This window comes from Pseudomonas sp. NFACC46-3, from assembly GCF_900114515.1.
Classification (GTDB): domain Bacteria; phylum Pseudomonadota; class Gammaproteobacteria; order Pseudomonadales; family Pseudomonadaceae; genus Aquipseudomonas; species Aquipseudomonas fluorescens_Q.
Window position 1 is genome coordinate 67,701 of the sequence record NZ_FOTH01000019.1, and the last position, 15,338, is coordinate 83,038.

Here is a 15,338-nt window from a genome sequence, read left to right on the forward strand (position 1 = left end):
TGCGGGGATTACCCAGGCGTCGAGCCGGCACTGCACCAGCGGTTGCGCCCGGTGTTCTTGGCCAGGTACAGGAAGGCGTCCGCGGCCCTGATCAGCATGGCCGGGGTGACGTCCTCGCCGCTCGGCTGGCAGGTGGTGACGCCCGCGCTGATGGTCACGATGCCCGAGGGATGGTCGCCATGTTCAATGTTCAAGGCCCTGACCGCTTCGAGGATTTGCTGCACGACCCTGGTGGCGCCGGCGCTGTCGGTGTTTGGCAGCAGCACGGTGAACTCTTCACCGCCGTAGCGGACAGCCAGGTCGCCCGGCCGCTTGATGGTCTGCCTGAGCGCGGCTGCAATCGCCCGCAGGCAATCGTCCCCGGCGGCATGGCCGTATCTGTCGTTGAAACGCTTGAAGTAATCGACGTCGAGCATGATCAGGGCCAGGGACGAACCCTGGCGCCTGGCCAGGCGGATCTCATCGGCCAGGGCGATGTCCAGCCGCCTGCGGTTGCCCAGCCCGGTCAGGCTGTCGGTCAGCGCCATGTCGCGCATGGCCTGGTGGGCGCTGCGAATCTGCTTCTCCATGGCCATGCGGTAGCGCAGTTGGCTCAACACGATGAGCCCGAAGCCCACCAGTATCGCGATCAGGAAAATCAGCACCAAACCGGTCTTGAACAGGTCGCGGCGCCAGGGCGCGATGATCGATTCGCGGGACAAGCCGGCTTCCACCACCAGCGGGTAAGTGGTCAGCGCCCGGTAGCCGTATAGGCGCTCGGTGTCGTCGACGACGGCCTTGGCTTCGGCAACCCCTTGGTTGGAGGTGGGTAAATGTTCTCTGAAAATCACGCTGTTAACCAGGCTCTTGCCAATCACCGAAGCGACGAAGGGACGTCGGACCAGGATCGTTCCGCTGCGCTTGGCCAGGACCAGCGCGCCTTTGCCATCGATTTTGAAGTCGCCGTAGTAGTCGACGAAATAGCTCACCTTAACTGTTCCCAGCAATACGCCGGCAAACGAGCCATCGGGGTTGTTCAGGCGGCGGGAAATGGGGATGATCAGGTCATTGGTGGAACGGCTCTTGACGACGTCACCGATGCGCACGCCTTGATCGTTGTGGGTGCGGTGGTATTGGAAGTAATCGCGGTCGGCGTTGTTCGCCATTTCCGGGATCGTCTCCTTGTCCGTCACCAGCCATTGGCCGTCCGGGCCATAGATAAACAACCCGTGCAGTTGCGGCATGATGGCGGCCTGCTGCACCAATAGTTTATGGATGCGTGGGATATCCATGTTCTGCAGGCTATCGCCCTCCACCCGTTCGGCGAGGGCGGCGGTGACCACATCCACTTGTCGAATGGTGTCTTCAGCGTGCTGGGCCGTCGCCCGCGCCAGGTTCGTCACTGAATCCCGGGCAGATGCAAAAGCGGCGCGGTAGTCGCGCCAGGTCCGCCAACCTTCGACGGCCAGGAAGGCCACAACCACCACCAGCATGAAGCTCACGGTGAGCCGCAACGCCGCTCCGGCCTGGGCGCTCTGAGGAGAAAAGACCTCATCAGTGTTTTCAATCTTTGGCTCTGGCCGTTTGCGTCCGAGCATCAACATTTCCTTTTACGACGGGTCTGCACACTATTGATGCGCAGCCTATCTTATTCGATTTCAGCACGTTAGCTTGCTACGACGAGGCAGGTACAACCGGCGACACACGATTGGGGAGAGAGGTTTCATGAAAGTTGGCGTCATTTCCGACACCCATGGTCTGCTCCGCCCGCAAGCGCTGGCAGCATTGCAAGGGTGTGAGCGTATCATCCATGCCGGTGACATCGGCAGCCCCGAGATCCTGGATCAATTGGCGTCGATTGCGCCATTGCACGTGGTGCGCGGCAATAACGACCTGGGGGCCGATTGGGCTGGGCCGCTTGCTGACCGCCTGCAATTCGACCTGTGTGGATGGCAGGTCTTGCTGGTTCACGACATTGCCGATGTACGGGACTCGCTCGACCCGGGCGTGAACTGGGTGATCAGCGGCCATTCCCACAAGCCGGGCATCGAACGGCGTGGCGACCGGTTGTACCTGAACCCTGGCAGCGCCGGCCGGCGGCGGTTTACGCTGCCGGTGACGCTGGCGTTGGTCGAGGTGAGCGCTGGCGCGATCGAGCCGCGGCTGGTCCAGTTGCTGGAGTGATGGACACGCTTACTTGAAGTATTTGTCAACGTAGGATTGGATTTCCTTGCGCATGAAGCGCCCGGATTCATCCGCCCGCTCTTCCCAGCCGAACACGCACGCGGTGACGATGCCGTCGAAGCCGGTCTTGGCCAGTTCACTGAAGAACAGGTCCCAGTCGATCTCGCCCTGGTGCATGTCCATATGCTGGTGGACGGTGACCTTGGCGCCGGGTGGGTTGACGATGTAGCGCAGGCCGGACGAGGCCTTGTGATTGTAGGTGTCGGCGATGTGGACATGGGCGATCATCGACCCGGCCTCGGTGATCATGGCTTTCATGTCATCGCCGAAATAGAAGGTGTGCGGCGTGCAATAGAGGAACTTGACGTTGTTCGAACCGAGGGTCTTGAGCATGTCGAGGGCCGGGTACAGTGTCTCGCACCAGTCCTCCGGGTGAGGTTCGACGTTCAGCGTGACGCCTTCTGCCTCCAGGACAGGCACCAGTTCTTCCATCGAACGCCACCAGGCCGCTTCGCTCGATTCGTGGCTGTGCACACCACCGCAGCAACTGACTTTATGCCCGCGATCAGGCGACGGCCCACGGCCGAACTCCGAGTTCATCGTCGTGCAACCCATTTCCACGGCGATCTGGATGGCCTCCTTCCAGTAGTTCACCGCTGCCCGGCGTTCGTCTTCGTGGGGGCTGGCCCAGCGATACATCGGCAGCAGCGAGGCCAGTTGCAGATCGTGATCGCGCAGGGCTTTCTTGAACTCGGCGATGCGTTCCTTGTGGGCGCGGGGGCGTACCCACCAGGGCAGGAAATCTTCCCGTGGCGACAGTTCGAGGTATTCGAAACCGAGCTCGGCAGTCTTGCGGCACAGGTCCGGCAGGCTCAGGTGGCGATGCATGTAGGGGTCGAGGGCGATTTTCATTGTTGTTCTCCTTAGGAACGCTCATTACCCGTGGCGAGGGAGCTTGCTCCCGCTGGACTGCGCAGCAGTCCCAAGACGGGGCCGCTTCGCAGCCCAGCGGGAGCAAGCTCCCTCGCCACAGGGTTATTTTGACTGACGGGTGTCGGGTCAATAGGCGACCCACGCAGCATCCTGGTTGGCCGATTCCACGCAGCGTTCGATCCAACGCACGCCTTCCACGCCGACGTCGATGTCGGGGTAGCGCAGGGCGGCCAGCACCTCGCTGTCACCGCGGTTCGCTGCATCCATGGCCAGGGCGAAGCGGCGATAGAGATTGGACCAGGCTTCGAACAGCCCTTCGGGGTGGCCACCACCGATGCGGTCGTCCTGCAGCGCGTCGGCGTGCAGGTAGCCCATGCCGCGTTCCAGGGCCTGCGCAGGTTGGCCCTGGATCTCGAAGCTCAACTGGTTGGGCCGCTCGTCCCACCATTCAAGGCTGGCCCGGGAGCCGATCACGCGGATTTTCTGCCCGTGCATGGAGCCGGCATTCACAGCGCTGGACCAGACCATGCCCATGGCGCCGCCTTCGTATTCCATCAAGGTGTAGGCGTTGTCTTCCAGCGGTGCGCGACTGGCGACGAAGCTTTGCCGGCTGCACATCAAGCGTTTGATCTTGAGATCGGGCAACATCACCTTGGACAAATACAGCGGGTGCGTACCGACATCCCCCAGTACATAGCTGGGCCCGGCCTGGCGCGGGTCGACGCGCCACTGGGTGGCCTGGTTCTGCGCCTCCACCGGGGCGCAGTGAAAACCATGGGCAAACTGCATGTGCACCATGCGGATCTCGCCCAGTGCCTGCGCCGCGATCATCGCCCGGGCCTGCTCGATCAACTGGTGCCCGGCATAGCCGTAGGTCAAGCCAACGATGCGTCCCTTGGCGTGCGCCAGGGTGCGCAGCGCCTCGGCCTGCTCGAGGGTAAAGCACAGCGGCTTTTCGCAGACCACATGCAGCCCTGCTTCCAGGGCGGCGCGGGTGATGGCGTAGTGGGTGCCGTTGGGCGTGGCGATTGACACCGCTTCAATCCCGTCGGGACGTTGTGCTTCCAGCTCGAACAGGCTGAGGTAGTCCGGATAGCAACGCTGGGGGTCGATACCCAGTTGCTCGCCAAAGGCTCGGCCACGGGCTGGATCGATATCCAGCGCCGCGGCAACCAACTCGAAATTCCGGTCGCGCAGGGCGGCCGAGCGATGGATGTAGCCGATCTGGCTGTGCTCGCCGCCACCGACCATGGCCCAACGGATGGGCCGCGTGATTGTTTTGCTGCCGTTGATCATGACGTTGTCCTTGTGTGATCAGAAACCGATGCGGGCCAGGTAGGCGCGGCTGGCGGCCACGTCGTCGAGGCTGCTCCCGGCGTTGCGTGGGTCACGCTCCTGTTCGACGGTGATGCAACCCACATAACCCAGTTCATGCACGAGGCTGTGCAGCGCCGGGTAATCGATGACGCCCCGCCCGATGGGGCACATCACGCCCCGGGCGCAAGCGTCGAAGAAGCGGATGCGTTCGTTCAGCACCTGGTCGAACACCGCCGGGTCGATGTCCTTGAAGTGCAGGTAGTCCAGGCGATGGGCGTAGGTGCGCAGCGACGCGACCGGGTCCATGCCCGCGTAATAGAGATGCCCGGTGTCCAGGCACAACCCGGCGACTTCATCGGGAATGTCGTCCACCAGGCGCGCCAACTCGTCGGCGAACTCGATGTAGCCCCCGGCGTGAGGATGGATGACGGCGCGGATGCCGTATTGATGCCAGGCGATGTCAGCGATGGCGCGGATGTGCGCCATCATCGTGTTCCAGCGAGCATCGTCCAGGCGCGGGGCGCGGTCCGAGTGACCGGCTGCGTAGTCGCGCGCCTCGTGGCCCCAGTCGATGATCACCAGGTACGGCCCGGCGAAGCGTTGGCCGAGCTGTTTTTCCATGGGGGGCAACTGCCTGAGCAACGTGCAGATGTCGTGGGCCTGGCGCAGCAGTCCAGGCAGGTTGGCGGGGTTGACCAAGTCGTCGAAGATCGTCCCGGCAACCACGTGCAGGCCGTGTTCGGACAAGGCCGGGCCTACGTCTTCGGCGTCCAGGGGCAAGTAACCATAAGGCCCCAGCTCAATGCCGCGATAACCGGCCTCGGCGGCTTCGCCAAGTACCCGGCGCCACGGTGGCAGGAACGGGTTCTTGACGTCATCGACGCCCCAACAGCAGGGTGCTGTACAGATGTGAATGGCCATGGAAGCTCTCCGGCTGTGTTTATTGTTATGGGCTGGACTTGATGCTATTGCGTTGCTGGGGAGGGGGCCATGGGGTGTTGGCTTAATCTGTCAAAACCCCTCATGATGCCGGGCAGAGGTGTCAAAACATGTCAGAAAAGCCACGCCGAATGCTTCGCCCCACCATGGCTGATGTCGCCCGGGAGGCCGGGGTCAGCTTGTCTACCGTCGACCGGGTGTTGAACCTGCGCGCCGATGTGCGCGCCGATACCGCCCAACGTATTGCCGCGGCGGCCGCGCGGTTGGGGTTTCATGCCAAGGGCGTTATCGAGCAGCGGGTGCTCAACGACCGCCCGACCTTGCGGCTTGGCTTTCTGTTGCAGAAAAGCGGCGTACCTTTTTACCAGGGGCTGGCCCATGCGTTGTCGAACGCTGCCGCGACCTGCACGCGAGCACGGATTCGCGTGGTCATCGGCTACTTGGACGACCTCGATCCGGTCATCGTGGCGCAACGCATCCTGGCCCTGCGCGATCAAGTGGACGGCCTGGGCGTGGTGGCGGTGGATCATCCCCGGGTCCGGGAGGCGGTTGCGCAATTGCGCGAGACAGGGGTTTCGGTGGTAGCGCTGCTGTCGGAGCTGTCCAGCGCCAGCGGCACGGGGTATGTCGGGTTGGACAATCGACTCACGGGCCGCACGGCAGGTTGGTTCATCAGCCGTCTGGCGAGTCGACCCGGGGCGGCGGCCGTCATGCTCAGCAGCCAGCGTTTCCAGTGCCAGGAATTGTGTGAGCTGAGCTTTCACAGTTATCTGGCCGAGCACTCCAGCGAATGGGAGCTGCTCGCGTCGCGCCTGACGCTGGAGGACGATGAGTTCGCGTATGGCAACACGCTGGATTTGCTCACCGCAGAGCCTGACCTGGTAGGGCTTTATGTGGCCGGTGGTGGCATCGCCGGCGTATTGCGGGCCTTGCGCAGTCTCCAGAAACAGAAGATTCGCTTGCCTGTGGTGGTGTGCCATGACCTGACGCCGTTGACACGCGAGGCGTTGAAGACGGGGCTGGTCCAGGCGGTGCTGTCTCATCCCGTCGTGACCATGGCCGAACAGGCAGTCGAAGCCCTGGTCGAGGCAGCGACTGCCACCTCGCCAGGCCCGGCGCCGAGGCGGGTGGTGTCGCTTCAGATCGATGTGCCGGAAAGCACCTGAATGTTTGATGCATTCTCAGCCGCCGCTTTCGCGAACAGGCTGGTTCCGTCGGCTCCTGGGTATTAAGCCTCTTGGCCTGCTTGAGCCTCTGTCAGGGTCGGATAGTCCGTATAACCCCGCTCGTCGCCCTGGTAGAACGTCGATGCGTCAGGGGCGTTCAGCGCCTGGCCCCGTTTGAAACGCTCCACCAGGTCCGGGTTCGCCAGAAACGGCGTGCCGAATGCCACCAGGTCTGCTTCTCCACGGCTGATGGCAGTGGCCGCGCGATCGGCACTGTAGCCGCCATTGGCGATGTACGGCCCGCCAAAGCGGCGTTTGAGTTCCAGGAAGTCGAACGGACCTTCGCCCAATTCCACGATGTGCAGGTAAGCCAGGCCGTAGCGGCTGAGCATTCTGGCGGTGTAGTCGAAGGTCGCTTGCGGGTTGCTGTCGCTCATCGAGAAGTAACTGAAGATCGGCGACAGGCGCACGCCGACACGGCTGGCCCCGAAGACTTCGATCACCGACTCGACCACCTCCTTGAGGAAGCGGGCACGGTTCTCGACCGAGCCGCCGTAGGCATCGGTGCGTTGGTTGGTGCCGTCACGCAAGAACTGGTCGATCAGGTAGCCATTGGCGCCATGGATCTCCACGCCGTCGAACCCGGCAAGCTTCGCGTTGGCCGCGGCCTGGCGGAAGTCGGCGACCACACCGGGGATTTCATCGAGCTCCAGGGCCCGTGGCAGCTCATAGGGCTTGAGACCTTCGGCGGTGTAGATCTCGCCATCGGCCTTGATTGCCGAAGGGGCTACGGGTTGGGCGCCGTTGACCTGCACCAGCGGATGAGAAAGACGGCCTACGTGCCAGAGCTGCAGAAAGATCTGTCCGCCCTCGGCATGAACTGCGTCGGTCACCTGTTTCCAGCCGGTGATTTGCTCAGGGGTAAAGATCCCTGGCGTTCTCAGGTAACCCTTGCCCTGGGCCGACACCTGGGAACCTTCGCTGATGATCAGGCCGGCGCTGGCGCGCTGGCTGTAGTACTCGGCCATCAGGGGCGTGGCGGCGTCACCGGTACCTGCGCGGCTGCGGGTCATGGGGGCCATGATCATGCGGTTTTTCAGGGACAGCTTGCCGACTTGGGCGCGGGACAGCAGAAGATCGAGACCGACGTTGCTCATGATGTTCACCTCTATGGGATTCGGACAGTGGATCAGGGTTGAGTCGAGGAGCGGCTAGGCCAGCCGACCCTCTTGCTGCAAAACGGTGCCGATGCGCTGGATTTCCTTCTCGCCTTTTTCCAGTGCGGCTTTGCTGGTGTGCACGGAGTAGTAGCCCATCACCAGGTCGTGGGGATGCTTGACTGCGGAGCCGAGCACGAAGGACGTTGCGCCTTGGGCAACCATGTCGATGGCCCCGCCGGATTCATCGAAGACCACCATTTCCCCGGCATTGACGGTGTCGCCAGCGTTGAGACGGCCGCTGCTGACCGCCAGCCAGGCGACGGTGTGCCCGGCGGGTGGCGTGTAGCGCCAGCGTTGCTGGTCTTTCAGTTGCACGGCCAGGTAGTTCATGTCCGCCGGGGCTGCAACGCTGCTGCGAGCCGCGCCATATTGGCCGAGCAGCACCCGCACCGGACCTTCCCGGGGGATATCGGCGGGTGCCAGGTAGACGCTGTGGGCCGGAGCGTTTTCTTCAGCGGCCGGCAGCGCGACCCAAAGCTGGAAACCGTGGATCGACGAGCTGCCGACTGGCCGGGCGTCGTGCCATACGCCGTTACCGGCTTGCATCCACTCCATGCCTCCGCTGGGCAGTACACCCGATTGCCCAGTGGTGTCTTCGTAGGCCACCTGACCTTCGATCATGTAGGTCAGCGTCGCGATCCCGGAATGCGGGTGCATGCCGAAACCTCTGTGCAGGGCGTCAGCGTTGAAGGCGAAGTGATCGAGAAACACGAATGGCTTGCAGAGCTGGCCGAGGTCACCCGGGCTCATGAGACGCGTAATCGGCCCGTGGCGGTGGCCGGCGGTGCGGTGGACGACGGCCCGCGGTGGGGCGGTGACGATGCTGTTCATGGTATCCCTCACTGATTTGGGCATCGGGCTTCGATGGGCGAAGGATAAGCACCTGGCAATCGATTGATTAGTCGATACAATCGGATTGAACTCGTCCAAAAAATGAAGGAATGGCGACCCGATGCTCGATCTGAACGACGTCGCACTGTTTGTCCAGGTGGTGCGCAGCGGCAGCTTTGCCGAAGCGGCGAGGCGCTTGGGCATGCCGTCCAATACCGTGAGCCGGCGCGTCCAGCAGTTGGAGGCGCAATTGGCGACGCGACTGCTGCAACGCTCCACCCGCAAACTCACGTTGACCCAGGTGGGGCAGGGGTTCTACGAGCGTTGCGTCAGCGCCGTGGACGGGCTGACCGAGGCGGGACAGGAATTGATGAAGGGCAGCGATGAACCCAGTGGCCTGGTGCGTATCGCGGCGATGGCGGATTTCTTCGATTTTTTCCCGATGCAATGGGTGGCGGACTTCCTCGCCGCGCATCCCCGGGTGCAGCTTGATTTCGTACTCAGCGATGCCCGTGTCGACCTGATTGCCGACCGCATCGACGTGGCCTTTCGCGGCGGTCCGCTACAGGACTCCGGCTATGTTGGGCGCCAACTCATCAAGAACGACGGTGACGGCATGGTTGCGAGTCCCGCTTACATTGCCAAGCGCGGTGTGCCGACTTCGCTGCAGGACCTGGCTCACCACGACAGCGTGAGCTTCGCCCATCCCAGCGGCTTGAGTCACTGGCGGCTCATTGGCCCAGACGGGGCCGAGCAGGAGGTGCAGGTTCCCAGCCGCTTCAACGCCAACACCGCTCAAGCGCAGCGCAAGGCTGCCGTTGCGGGCCTGGGCATCGCCGTGCTGCCCTCGGCGCTGAGCCGCGTGGACTTGGAAGCCGGAAGACTGGTACGTGTGTTGCCACAGTACCAGCGCATCGGCTTTGGTTTGAATGTGCTTTATCCGAGCCGGCGCCAATTGCCGCTGGCGGTCTCGGCGTTCATTGGGCTGGTGATGGAAAAGCTGGAGCTCAAGGCGTTTCCGGCGCGGTTGAACTGAGCTGGCCATTACGATCCGAGTCTGTGCCCACCGTTTGATCCTGGTTCAGCGAAGTGCATCGCAGAATCCGCGAATCGCTTCGCAGGCCTGGCGCAAGGACGCATCATCCAGAGCGTAGGCAATGCGAATGTAAGGGCCAAGGCCGAACGCGCTGCCGTGTACCGCTGCCACGTCCGCTTCATCGAGCAGCGCGTGAGCGACATCTTCATCGGTGTGCAGCATCCGTCCTCCGGATGAGGTACGGCCGATCAAGCCGGCACAGGAGGCGAACGCATAGAAGGCTCCACCCGGGCTTGCGCAGGCGAGACCCGGCGTGGCATTCAGCAGCGCCACCATCAAGTCGCGACGACGCTGAAACGCGGCACGGCTTTCGCGAATGAAGTCCTTGGGACCTTCCAATGCAGCCAACGCTGCTTGTTGGGAGATTGAGCTGGCGCCCGAGGTCTGCTGCCCTTGGAGTTTTTCCATGGCCTCCAGCAGCCAGCGTGGCCCGGTGGCAAAGCCGATGCGCCAGCCCGTCATGGCATAGGCCTTGGAAACCCCGTTCATGGTCAGGGTGCGCGAAGCCAGCCGTGGTTCGACTTGGGCAAGGGTATAGAACACCTGATCATCGAAGATCAAATGCTCGTAGATGTCGTCCGCCAGGATCAGCACGTGAGGATGGGCCAGCAACACGTCGGCCAGGGCCTGCAGTTCTTCCCGGCTATACACCGCACCGGTCGGGTTGGACGGCGAATTGAGGATCAACCAGCGGGTCTGCGGGGTGATCGCCGCATCCAGCGCGGCGGGCGTCAACTTGAAGCCGCTGTCGGCATCGCAGGTGACAATCCGGGACTCGCCACCACAAAGCTGGACCATCTCCGGATAACTGACCCAATAGGGTGCCGGCACAATGACCTGGTTCCCCTCGTCAAGGGTCGCGGCCAAGGCGTTGTAGATGACTTGCTTGCCACCGTTGCAGACCAGGGTGTCCTGCCAACTGACATCCAGGCCGTTTTCCCGGCGGAACTTGGCGGCCACGGCTTCACGCAGGGACCGTACGCCGGCGATCTGGGTGTAGCGGGTATGCCCCTGTTCGATGGCCTCGATCGCCGCCTCGCGAATGTGCTTGGGCGTATCGAAATCAGGCTCGCCGGCACACAGCGAAATGATCTTCGCACCCTGCGCCCGGCGCTCGGCCACCCGGTCCATGATCCGATAGGTCGCCGAGGGTTGCGCACGTGCCAGACGCGGATTCAGTCGTTGGATGCCGACGCTCATGCGCGGGTTCTCCACTCGGTCAGGTTCATCAGTTCCAAGGTCGAGCGGCCTTCGGTCAACGCTTGCATCATCTGGGCTTCCTTGTTGGCGCGTGCTTCGCCTTCGGCCAGGGTTCGTGCCACATCCGCCTTGGGGATGATGATTACACCGTCTTCGTCAGCCACCACCAGGTCGCCTTGGGCAACGTGGGCACCGTTGAAGTTGAACGGCTGGCCCACCGACGGCGCGCTGGCCTTGATCGTGCCTTTGACCGAAATGCCTCGGGCAAATACCGGGAACCGGCGTCTTTTCAGCGCCGCGATATCCCGCACGCCACCATCGATGACCAAGCCGACCACGCCCGCTGTTTCAGCTGCCACGGTGAGCACTTCGCCCCAATAGCCGGCGATGAAACTACCCGTGCCCACGACCAGCACGCTGCCACGGGGTACGCGTTCCATGGCCAGGTGCAGGGAAAGGTTGTCACCCGGCGAGCATTCCAGTGGGTAAGCGGGTGCGGCGATGAAGGCACCGTCCCAGACCGGGCGGATCGCGCTGTCGACCGCGCAGGGCTGGTGGCAGGCTTCATACAGGGTCGAACTGCCCAAAACCTTGGCCCGGGCTTGAAAATCCTTGGGGAACAGGAGCGTGGTCATCAGACTTTCCTCTGCAGGCTGTGGTAGCCCAGCGCGGCGCGGGCTTCTTTCAATGTCTTGCCTTGGGCGATCAGGGCACGGATGTCGGCCTCGACCGATTCGATCTGCCGGGCGCAGGCCGCCACTTCCGCGGCCCGGTCACGGGGGACGATCACCACGCCGTTGGCGTCGGCGACCACGATGTCACGGGCACAGACCCGGGCGGTGCCGATGGACACCGGCTGGTTCACCGACTGCACCTGCACGCGGTCCTTGCCGGTGCGCATGAAGCGGCCTTTGCTGAAGATCGGATAGCCATCGCCCAGGGCCTTGTTCACGTCGCGGCAGACACCGTCGACGACGGTGGCTGCGATCTGCCGCGAGCCTGCGTACTGGGTCATGATGTCGCCCCACACGGTGCAGTCGGTGCGGCCGCCATTGTCGATGACCACCACGTCGCCAGCAGCCACGTCTTCGATGAAGTCGCCCACCGTGCCTGGCGGAGTGCTAGCCGAAACGTATTGCACGGTAAATGCCGGCCCGACGATGACTTGGTTGTAGTTGTCCAAGGGGGCTACGCCGAGGCATTGGCCGGGCAGGCCGAGTTTGTCCAGTGCGTCGGAGATGCCTGGGGTGTCCAGGCCTTCGAACAAGGCGACCAGGCTTTTATCTTCAAGGTTCATCAGGCGTGCTCCACGTGGATGGCTTCGAACTGGGTGTCATGCATCACTTCGGCGACCGAGCGACCGCTGCGGACCGCCTCGACCATGCCGTCCTGGCGGCGGGCGATGCGCTCGCCCAGGTCGAGCACCTTGTCGATGTGGGTCTGGGGTATGAAGACGGTCCCGCAGTTGTCGGCAATGACAAAGTCGTTTTCGCTGACATCGACGCCAGCGACGGGGATGGTCACTGCCGCGTCGATTTGAATGACGCGGTTGCGGGCACTGACCATGGTCACGCCGCGGCCAAACACCGGGTAGCCAATGGCTTCGCTGCCGTCGATGTCGCGGCTGAAGCCGTCGATCACTGTACCGCGCACCTGCTTGCCGACCGCGGCGTTGGCGAGAATGTCGCCCCAGCAAGAGATGCCTTCGATTCCACCCGCGATCACCAAGACGCGATCATCGCTGTCGATCTGCTCCAACACCGGGGTAATCAGGTGGACCGTGGGGGCGTTGTCGGATTTAGCGGCCAGCAGCACGGTGCTGGCGCGGCCGACGATCTTCGGGCAACTCCATAATGGGCGCAGTCCAACGGTGGCTCCCGGCAACCCGAGGAAATCCAGGGCGTCGGACACCGTGTTGGTGTCCAGCGCCGCCAAGCGATCCAGCAAACTCATAGCATTCATGGGCAAACCCCTAAGGTGGCGGAGGGGCCCAGTGTCGAGGAGGAGGTTTCATAGGTATATTACTGATAACGTAATCCAAAGATACGCTGAACCTATGGATCGCCCATGATCAACTTCCGTTTGATTCGTCATCTCTGGCTGTTCCTGGCGGTTGCCGAGGAACAGAATTTCGGTCGCGCGGCCAAGCGCCTGGGCATGTCCCAGCCACCGCTGAGCGAGCAGATCCAAGTGCTTGAGCAGGCGCTCAAGGTCAAGTTGTTCGAGCGTTCGCGACGAGGGGCGCAACTGACCCCCGTGGGGGCGGCGATCCTACCGGCGGTGCGTAAATTCGCCGATCAATTGGAGCGCCTGGAACTGGCCGTGGAAGAAGCCGTGGCGGGGCAGTCGGGAATGCTGACCATCGGTGCGATCTCCACTGCCATGTTCGATGTGTTGCCAGGGTTGATCGAGCAACTGAAGACCGAGCATCCGTACCTCACCGTGTCTGTCCGGGAGATCGACAGTGTCGAAGCCGTGCCGGCATTGGAAGCCGGAGACATCGACCTGGCCTTCGCCCGGCTGGACGGGGACCTGGGTCATTCGATCAGGTCATTGCCGTTGAGGGAAGATCGCCTGGTGGTGGCCTTGCCCAGCGATCATCCCCTGGCTTCGCGGACACGGATCAGCCTGTCGAGCCTGTCCACCGAGCCCTTGGTGATGTTTTCCCGCAAGGTCAGCCCGGTGTACTTCGATAATCTGATCGCGACCTGCCGGGCCAGCGGCTTTTCGCCTCGGGTACTGCATGAAGTGCGCTCCGTTGCCTCGCAAATAGCCTTCGTCAGCTATGGCCAGGGCATCGCGCTGGTGCCGGCGTCGTTGAAGAAAATGGCGCCGCAGAACGTGGTGTTCCGACCACTCAGCCAGAAGCTCAACGTCGTGACCACCGCCGTGGCCTGGAATGCCGGACGGCTCAATCCGCTGGTGGAGGAGGTGGTGGCACGTTTCCAGGGGCGAGGAGGAACAGAGGGTTGATTGATAGGTTTGGCATATCACGGCAATCCCGAATCAGGAATTTACAGAACTCTGGATTGCCCCGATATTGCGAGCCTGAATGCCAGCAATGCGTCCTGGCACACTCTGTTCACTCAAGGAATGACTCACGTGCCCCCAGTCGAAATGTTCTCTGAACTGAAACTCCCTCTGACCGTGGAGGGTGTTGCACTGAACGTCGCTACTCTGCGGCGTGAGGGCGAGCGTGCCCCTATCCTGTTCCTGCATGGGTTTGGGTCGACCAAGGAAGACTATGCCGACATCGTGCTGCACCCGGCATTCGATGGTCATCCGTTTGTCGCCTATGACGCACCGGGTTGCGGCGAAACCCAGTGCGCCGACCTTTCCCGGATCAGCATTGCGCTCCTGCTGGAAACGGCCCTGCAGGTACTGGCGCATTTCGACATCGAACGCTTCCATCTGGTGGGCCATTCCATGGGCGGGTTGACCGCACTAATGCTGGCCCATCACTTCCCTGGCCGGGTGCTCAGTTTTGTCGATATCGAAGGCAACGTGGCCCCGGAAGACTGTTTTCTCAGTCGACAGATCGTGGACTATCCGAGCGGTGATCCCGAGGCGTTTTTCACCGCCTTCATCGAGCGTGCCCGTCACGCGCCGGCCTACGCCAGCGGTCTTTATTCGGCGAGTCTCAGGCATAAGGTCCGCGCTGGCGCCGTGCCGGGGATTTTCCAGTCCATGGTCGAACTCTCCGACAATGCCGACCTGATGGGCAAATTTCTCGGCTTGCCGTGCCCGAGGATGTTCATGTTCGGCGAGCAGAATGCCTCGTTGTCCTACCTGTCGCACCTTCAGGCCGAAGGCGTCCGGTTGGCGCCGATCGCCGATTGCGGGCATTTCCCGATGTACTCCAACCCCGTGGCGATGTGGCAACAGATCGCCGATTTCCAGGCCGGTGTCGTGGCGGGATAAGCCCGTTATGCAGCACCTCAATACCGTGGCGAGGGAGCTTGCTCCCGCTGGCTGCGCAGCAGCCTACAAGCTGAACGCAATCAGCCTGACAGACCTTGGCGACGGGTTTGGGGCCGCTGCGCAGCCCAGCGGGAGCAAGCTCCCTCGCCACAAAGGCATTCCCTCTCCAAGATGTGGATGTCAGGGGTGGCGCTACCGCGTGCATCGACCTTCTTGCCACACCGCTAAACCGCTCTTGTGGCGAGGGAGCTTGCTCCCGCTGGCTGCGCAGCAGCCTAAAAGCTGGACGCAATCCGCCTGACAGACCTTGGTGATAGGTTTGGGGCCGCTGCGCAGCCCAGCGGGAGCAAGCGCCCTCGCCACCGGTTCCGTATGTCTCAGCTGCAAACAAGGCTCGCCTTGTTCCCTTGGGCATCCCCCCGGCAGTAGCCCATTTTTTTCCTTCCCAGCAACGATAAAAACCCTCGTTTCGCAAATTCCCGCCTGCCAACACAATCGCCTCGACACCTCATCTCGATAGCCGCAACCGCAGAACAACAAGAAAGCCGAACC

General features: G+C 62.6%; 15 protein-coding genes. 5 read left to right on the forward strand and 10 right to left on the reverse strand.

Annotation, left to right across the window (positions count from 1 at the left end):
- Nucleotides 1–8: 8 nt before the first annotated feature.
- A complete protein-coding gene (locus tag BM300_RS18915) occupies nucleotides 9–1,577 on the reverse strand; it encodes a sensor domain-containing diguanylate cyclase (protein ID WP_092463576.1) in 1,569 nt (522 codons plus the stop codon).
- 127 nt (nucleotides 1,578–1,704) lie between these two features.
- On the opposite strand from BM300_RS18915, the gene BM300_RS18920 reads away from it, so the two are divergent.
- Nucleotides 1,705–2,163: a metallophosphoesterase family protein gene (locus BM300_RS18920; RefSeq protein ID WP_092463578.1), complete on the forward strand. Its 459-nt coding sequence runs from the start codon at nucleotides 1,705–1,707 to the stop codon at nucleotides 2,161–2,163.
- 9 nt (nucleotides 2,164–2,172) lie between these two features.
- On the opposite strand, the gene BM300_RS18925 is transcribed toward BM300_RS18920, so the two are convergent.
- The 3 genes from BM300_RS18925 to BM300_RS18935 form a co-directional block, all read right to left on the reverse strand.
- Nucleotides 2,173–3,075, reverse strand: a complete 903-nt coding sequence (locus BM300_RS18925; RefSeq protein WP_092463580.1) for a sugar phosphate isomerase/epimerase family protein — start codon at nucleotides 3,073–3,075, stop codon at nucleotides 2,173–2,175.
- Between the two features lie 147 nt (nucleotides 3,076–3,222).
- Nucleotides 3,223–4,392 (reverse strand): Gfo/Idh/MocA family protein, encoded by a 1,170-nt coding sequence (locus BM300_RS18930; RefSeq protein ID WP_092345002.1) that lies wholly within the window; start codon nucleotides 4,390–4,392, stop codon nucleotides 3,223–3,225.
- An 18-nt stretch (nucleotides 4,393–4,410) separates the two neighbouring features.
- Nucleotides 4,411–5,334: a TIM barrel protein gene (locus BM300_RS18935; RefSeq protein ID WP_092345004.1), complete on the reverse strand. Its 924-nt coding sequence runs from the start codon at nucleotides 5,332–5,334 to the stop codon at nucleotides 4,411–4,413.
- Nucleotides 5,335–5,462: 128 nt separating this feature from the next.
- Here BM300_RS18935 and BM300_RS18940 point away from each other — a divergent pair, with 128 nt between their 5' ends.
- A complete protein-coding gene (locus tag BM300_RS18940) occupies nucleotides 5,463–6,518 on the forward strand; it encodes a LacI family DNA-binding transcriptional regulator (protein WP_092463582.1) in 1,056 nt (351 codons plus the stop codon).
- A 62-nt stretch (nucleotides 6,519–6,580) separates the two neighbouring features.
- On the opposite strand, the gene BM300_RS18945 is transcribed toward BM300_RS18940, so the two are convergent.
- Both BM300_RS18945 and BM300_RS18950 read right to left on the reverse strand, forming a co-directional pair.
- Nucleotides 6,581–7,675 carry an alkene reductase gene (locus BM300_RS18945; protein ID WP_092463584.1) on the reverse strand — a complete coding sequence of 365 codons (1,095 nt, stop codon included), beginning with the start codon at nucleotides 7,673–7,675 and terminating at the stop codon, nucleotides 6,581–6,583.
- 54 nt (nucleotides 7,676–7,729) lie between these two features.
- Complete coding sequence (locus BM300_RS18950; protein WP_092463586.1) at nucleotides 7,730–8,569, reverse strand: pirin family protein; 840 nt, start codon at nucleotides 8,567–8,569, stop codon at nucleotides 7,730–7,732.
- Between the two features lie 121 nt (nucleotides 8,570–8,690).
- Between BM300_RS18950 and BM300_RS18955 the strand changes: the two genes are divergently transcribed.
- Nucleotides 8,691–9,605, forward strand: a complete 915-nt coding sequence (locus tag BM300_RS18955) for a LysR family transcriptional regulator (protein WP_092463589.1) — start codon at nucleotides 8,691–8,693, stop codon at nucleotides 9,603–9,605.
- A gap of 45 nt (nucleotides 9,606–9,650) precedes the next feature.
- On the opposite strand, the gene BM300_RS18960 is transcribed toward BM300_RS18955, so the two are convergent.
- From BM300_RS18960 to BM300_RS18975, 4 genes are read right to left on the reverse strand one after another with little or no spacing between them, the layout of a single operon-like run.
- On the reverse strand, nucleotides 9,651–10,865 hold the full coding sequence (locus tag BM300_RS18960) for a pyridoxal phosphate-dependent aminotransferase (protein ID WP_092463592.1): 1,215 nt from the start codon (nucleotides 10,863–10,865) through the stop codon (nucleotides 9,651–9,653).
- On the reverse strand, nucleotides 10,862–11,500 hold the full coding sequence (locus BM300_RS18965; RefSeq protein ID WP_092463595.1) for an RraA family protein: 639 nt from the start codon (nucleotides 11,498–11,500) through the stop codon (nucleotides 10,862–10,864). Before BM300_RS18965 ends, BM300_RS18960 begins: the two co-directional genes overlap by 4 nt.
- Nucleotides 11,500–12,162 (reverse strand): RraA family protein, encoded by a 663-nt coding sequence (locus BM300_RS18970; RefSeq protein WP_092463598.1) that lies wholly within the window; start codon nucleotides 12,160–12,162, stop codon nucleotides 11,500–11,502. The genes BM300_RS18965 and BM300_RS18970 overlap by 1 nt, the downstream gene beginning before the upstream one ends.
- A complete protein-coding gene (locus BM300_RS18975; RefSeq protein WP_092463601.1) occupies nucleotides 12,162–12,827 on the reverse strand; it encodes an RraA family protein in 666 nt (221 codons plus the stop codon). Before BM300_RS18975 ends, BM300_RS18970 begins: the two co-directional genes overlap by 1 nt.
- Nucleotides 12,828–12,932: 105 nt before the next feature.
- Here BM300_RS18975 and BM300_RS18980 point away from each other — a divergent pair, with 105 nt between their 5' ends.
- Both BM300_RS18980 and BM300_RS18985 read left to right on the forward strand, forming a co-directional pair.
- A complete protein-coding gene (locus BM300_RS18980; RefSeq protein WP_092463604.1) occupies nucleotides 12,933–13,838 on the forward strand; it encodes a LysR family transcriptional regulator in 906 nt (301 codons plus the stop codon).
- Nucleotides 13,839–13,982: 144 nt separating this feature from the next.
- On the forward strand, nucleotides 13,983–14,786 hold the full coding sequence (locus BM300_RS18985) for an alpha/beta fold hydrolase (protein WP_092463606.1): 804 nt from the start codon (nucleotides 13,983–13,985) through the stop codon (nucleotides 14,784–14,786).
- The last annotated feature ends 552 nt before the right edge of the window (nucleotides 14,787–15,338 follow it).

Excerpts from the sequence above, each read along its gene's own strand:
- BM300_RS18935 (WP_092345004.1), bottom strand. The coding sequence starts at position 5,334 with ATGGCCATTCACATCTGTACAGCACCCTGCTGTTGGGGCGTCGATGAC.
- BM300_RS18945 (WP_092463584.1), bottom strand. The coding sequence starts at position 7,675 with ATGAGCAACGTCGGTCTCGATCTTCTGCTGTCCCGCGCCCAAGTCGGC.
- BM300_RS18960 (WP_092463592.1), bottom strand. The coding sequence starts at position 10,865 with ATGAGCGTCGGCATCCAACGACTGAATCCGCGTCTGGCACGTGCGCAA.
- BM300_RS18915 (WP_092463576.1), bottom strand. The coding sequence starts at position 1,577 with ATGCTCGGACGCAAACGGCCAGAGCCAAAGATTGAAAACACTGATGAG.
- BM300_RS18965 (WP_092463595.1), bottom strand. The coding sequence starts at position 11,500 with ATGACCACGCTCCTGTTCCCCAAGGATTTTCAAGCCCGGGCCAAGGTT.
- BM300_RS18940 (WP_092463582.1), top strand. The coding sequence starts at position 5,463 with ATGTCAGAAAAGCCACGCCGAATGCTTCGCCCCACCATGGCTGATGTC.
- BM300_RS18975 (WP_092463601.1), bottom strand. The coding sequence starts at position 12,827 with ATGAATGCTATGAGTTTGCTGGATCGCTTGGCGGCGCTGGACACCAAC.
- BM300_RS18920 (WP_092463578.1), top strand. The coding sequence starts at position 1,705 with ATGAAAGTTGGCGTCATTTCCGACACCCATGGTCTGCTCCGCCCGCAA.
- BM300_RS18950 (WP_092463586.1), bottom strand. The coding sequence starts at position 8,569 with ATGAACAGCATCGTCACCGCCCCACCGCGGGCCGTCGTCCACCGCACC.
- BM300_RS18925 (WP_092463580.1), bottom strand. The coding sequence starts at position 3,075 with ATGAAAATCGCCCTCGACCCCTACATGCATCGCCACCTGAGCCTGCCG.
- BM300_RS18930 (WP_092345002.1), bottom strand. The coding sequence starts at position 4,392 with ATGATCAACGGCAGCAAAACAATCACGCGGCCCATCCGTTGGGCCATG.
- BM300_RS18970 (WP_092463598.1), bottom strand. The coding sequence starts at position 12,162 with ATGAACCTTGAAGATAAAAGCCTGGTCGCCTTGTTCGAAGGCCTGGAC.
- BM300_RS18985 (WP_092463606.1), top strand. The coding sequence starts at position 13,983 with ATGTTCTCTGAACTGAAACTCCCTCTGACCGTGGAGGGTGTTGCACTG.
- BM300_RS18980 (WP_092463604.1), top strand. The coding sequence starts at position 12,933 with ATGATCAACTTCCGTTTGATTCGTCATCTCTGGCTGTTCCTGGCGGTT.
- BM300_RS18955 (WP_092463589.1), top strand. The coding sequence starts at position 8,691 with ATGCTCGATCTGAACGACGTCGCACTGTTTGTCCAGGTGGTGCGCAGC.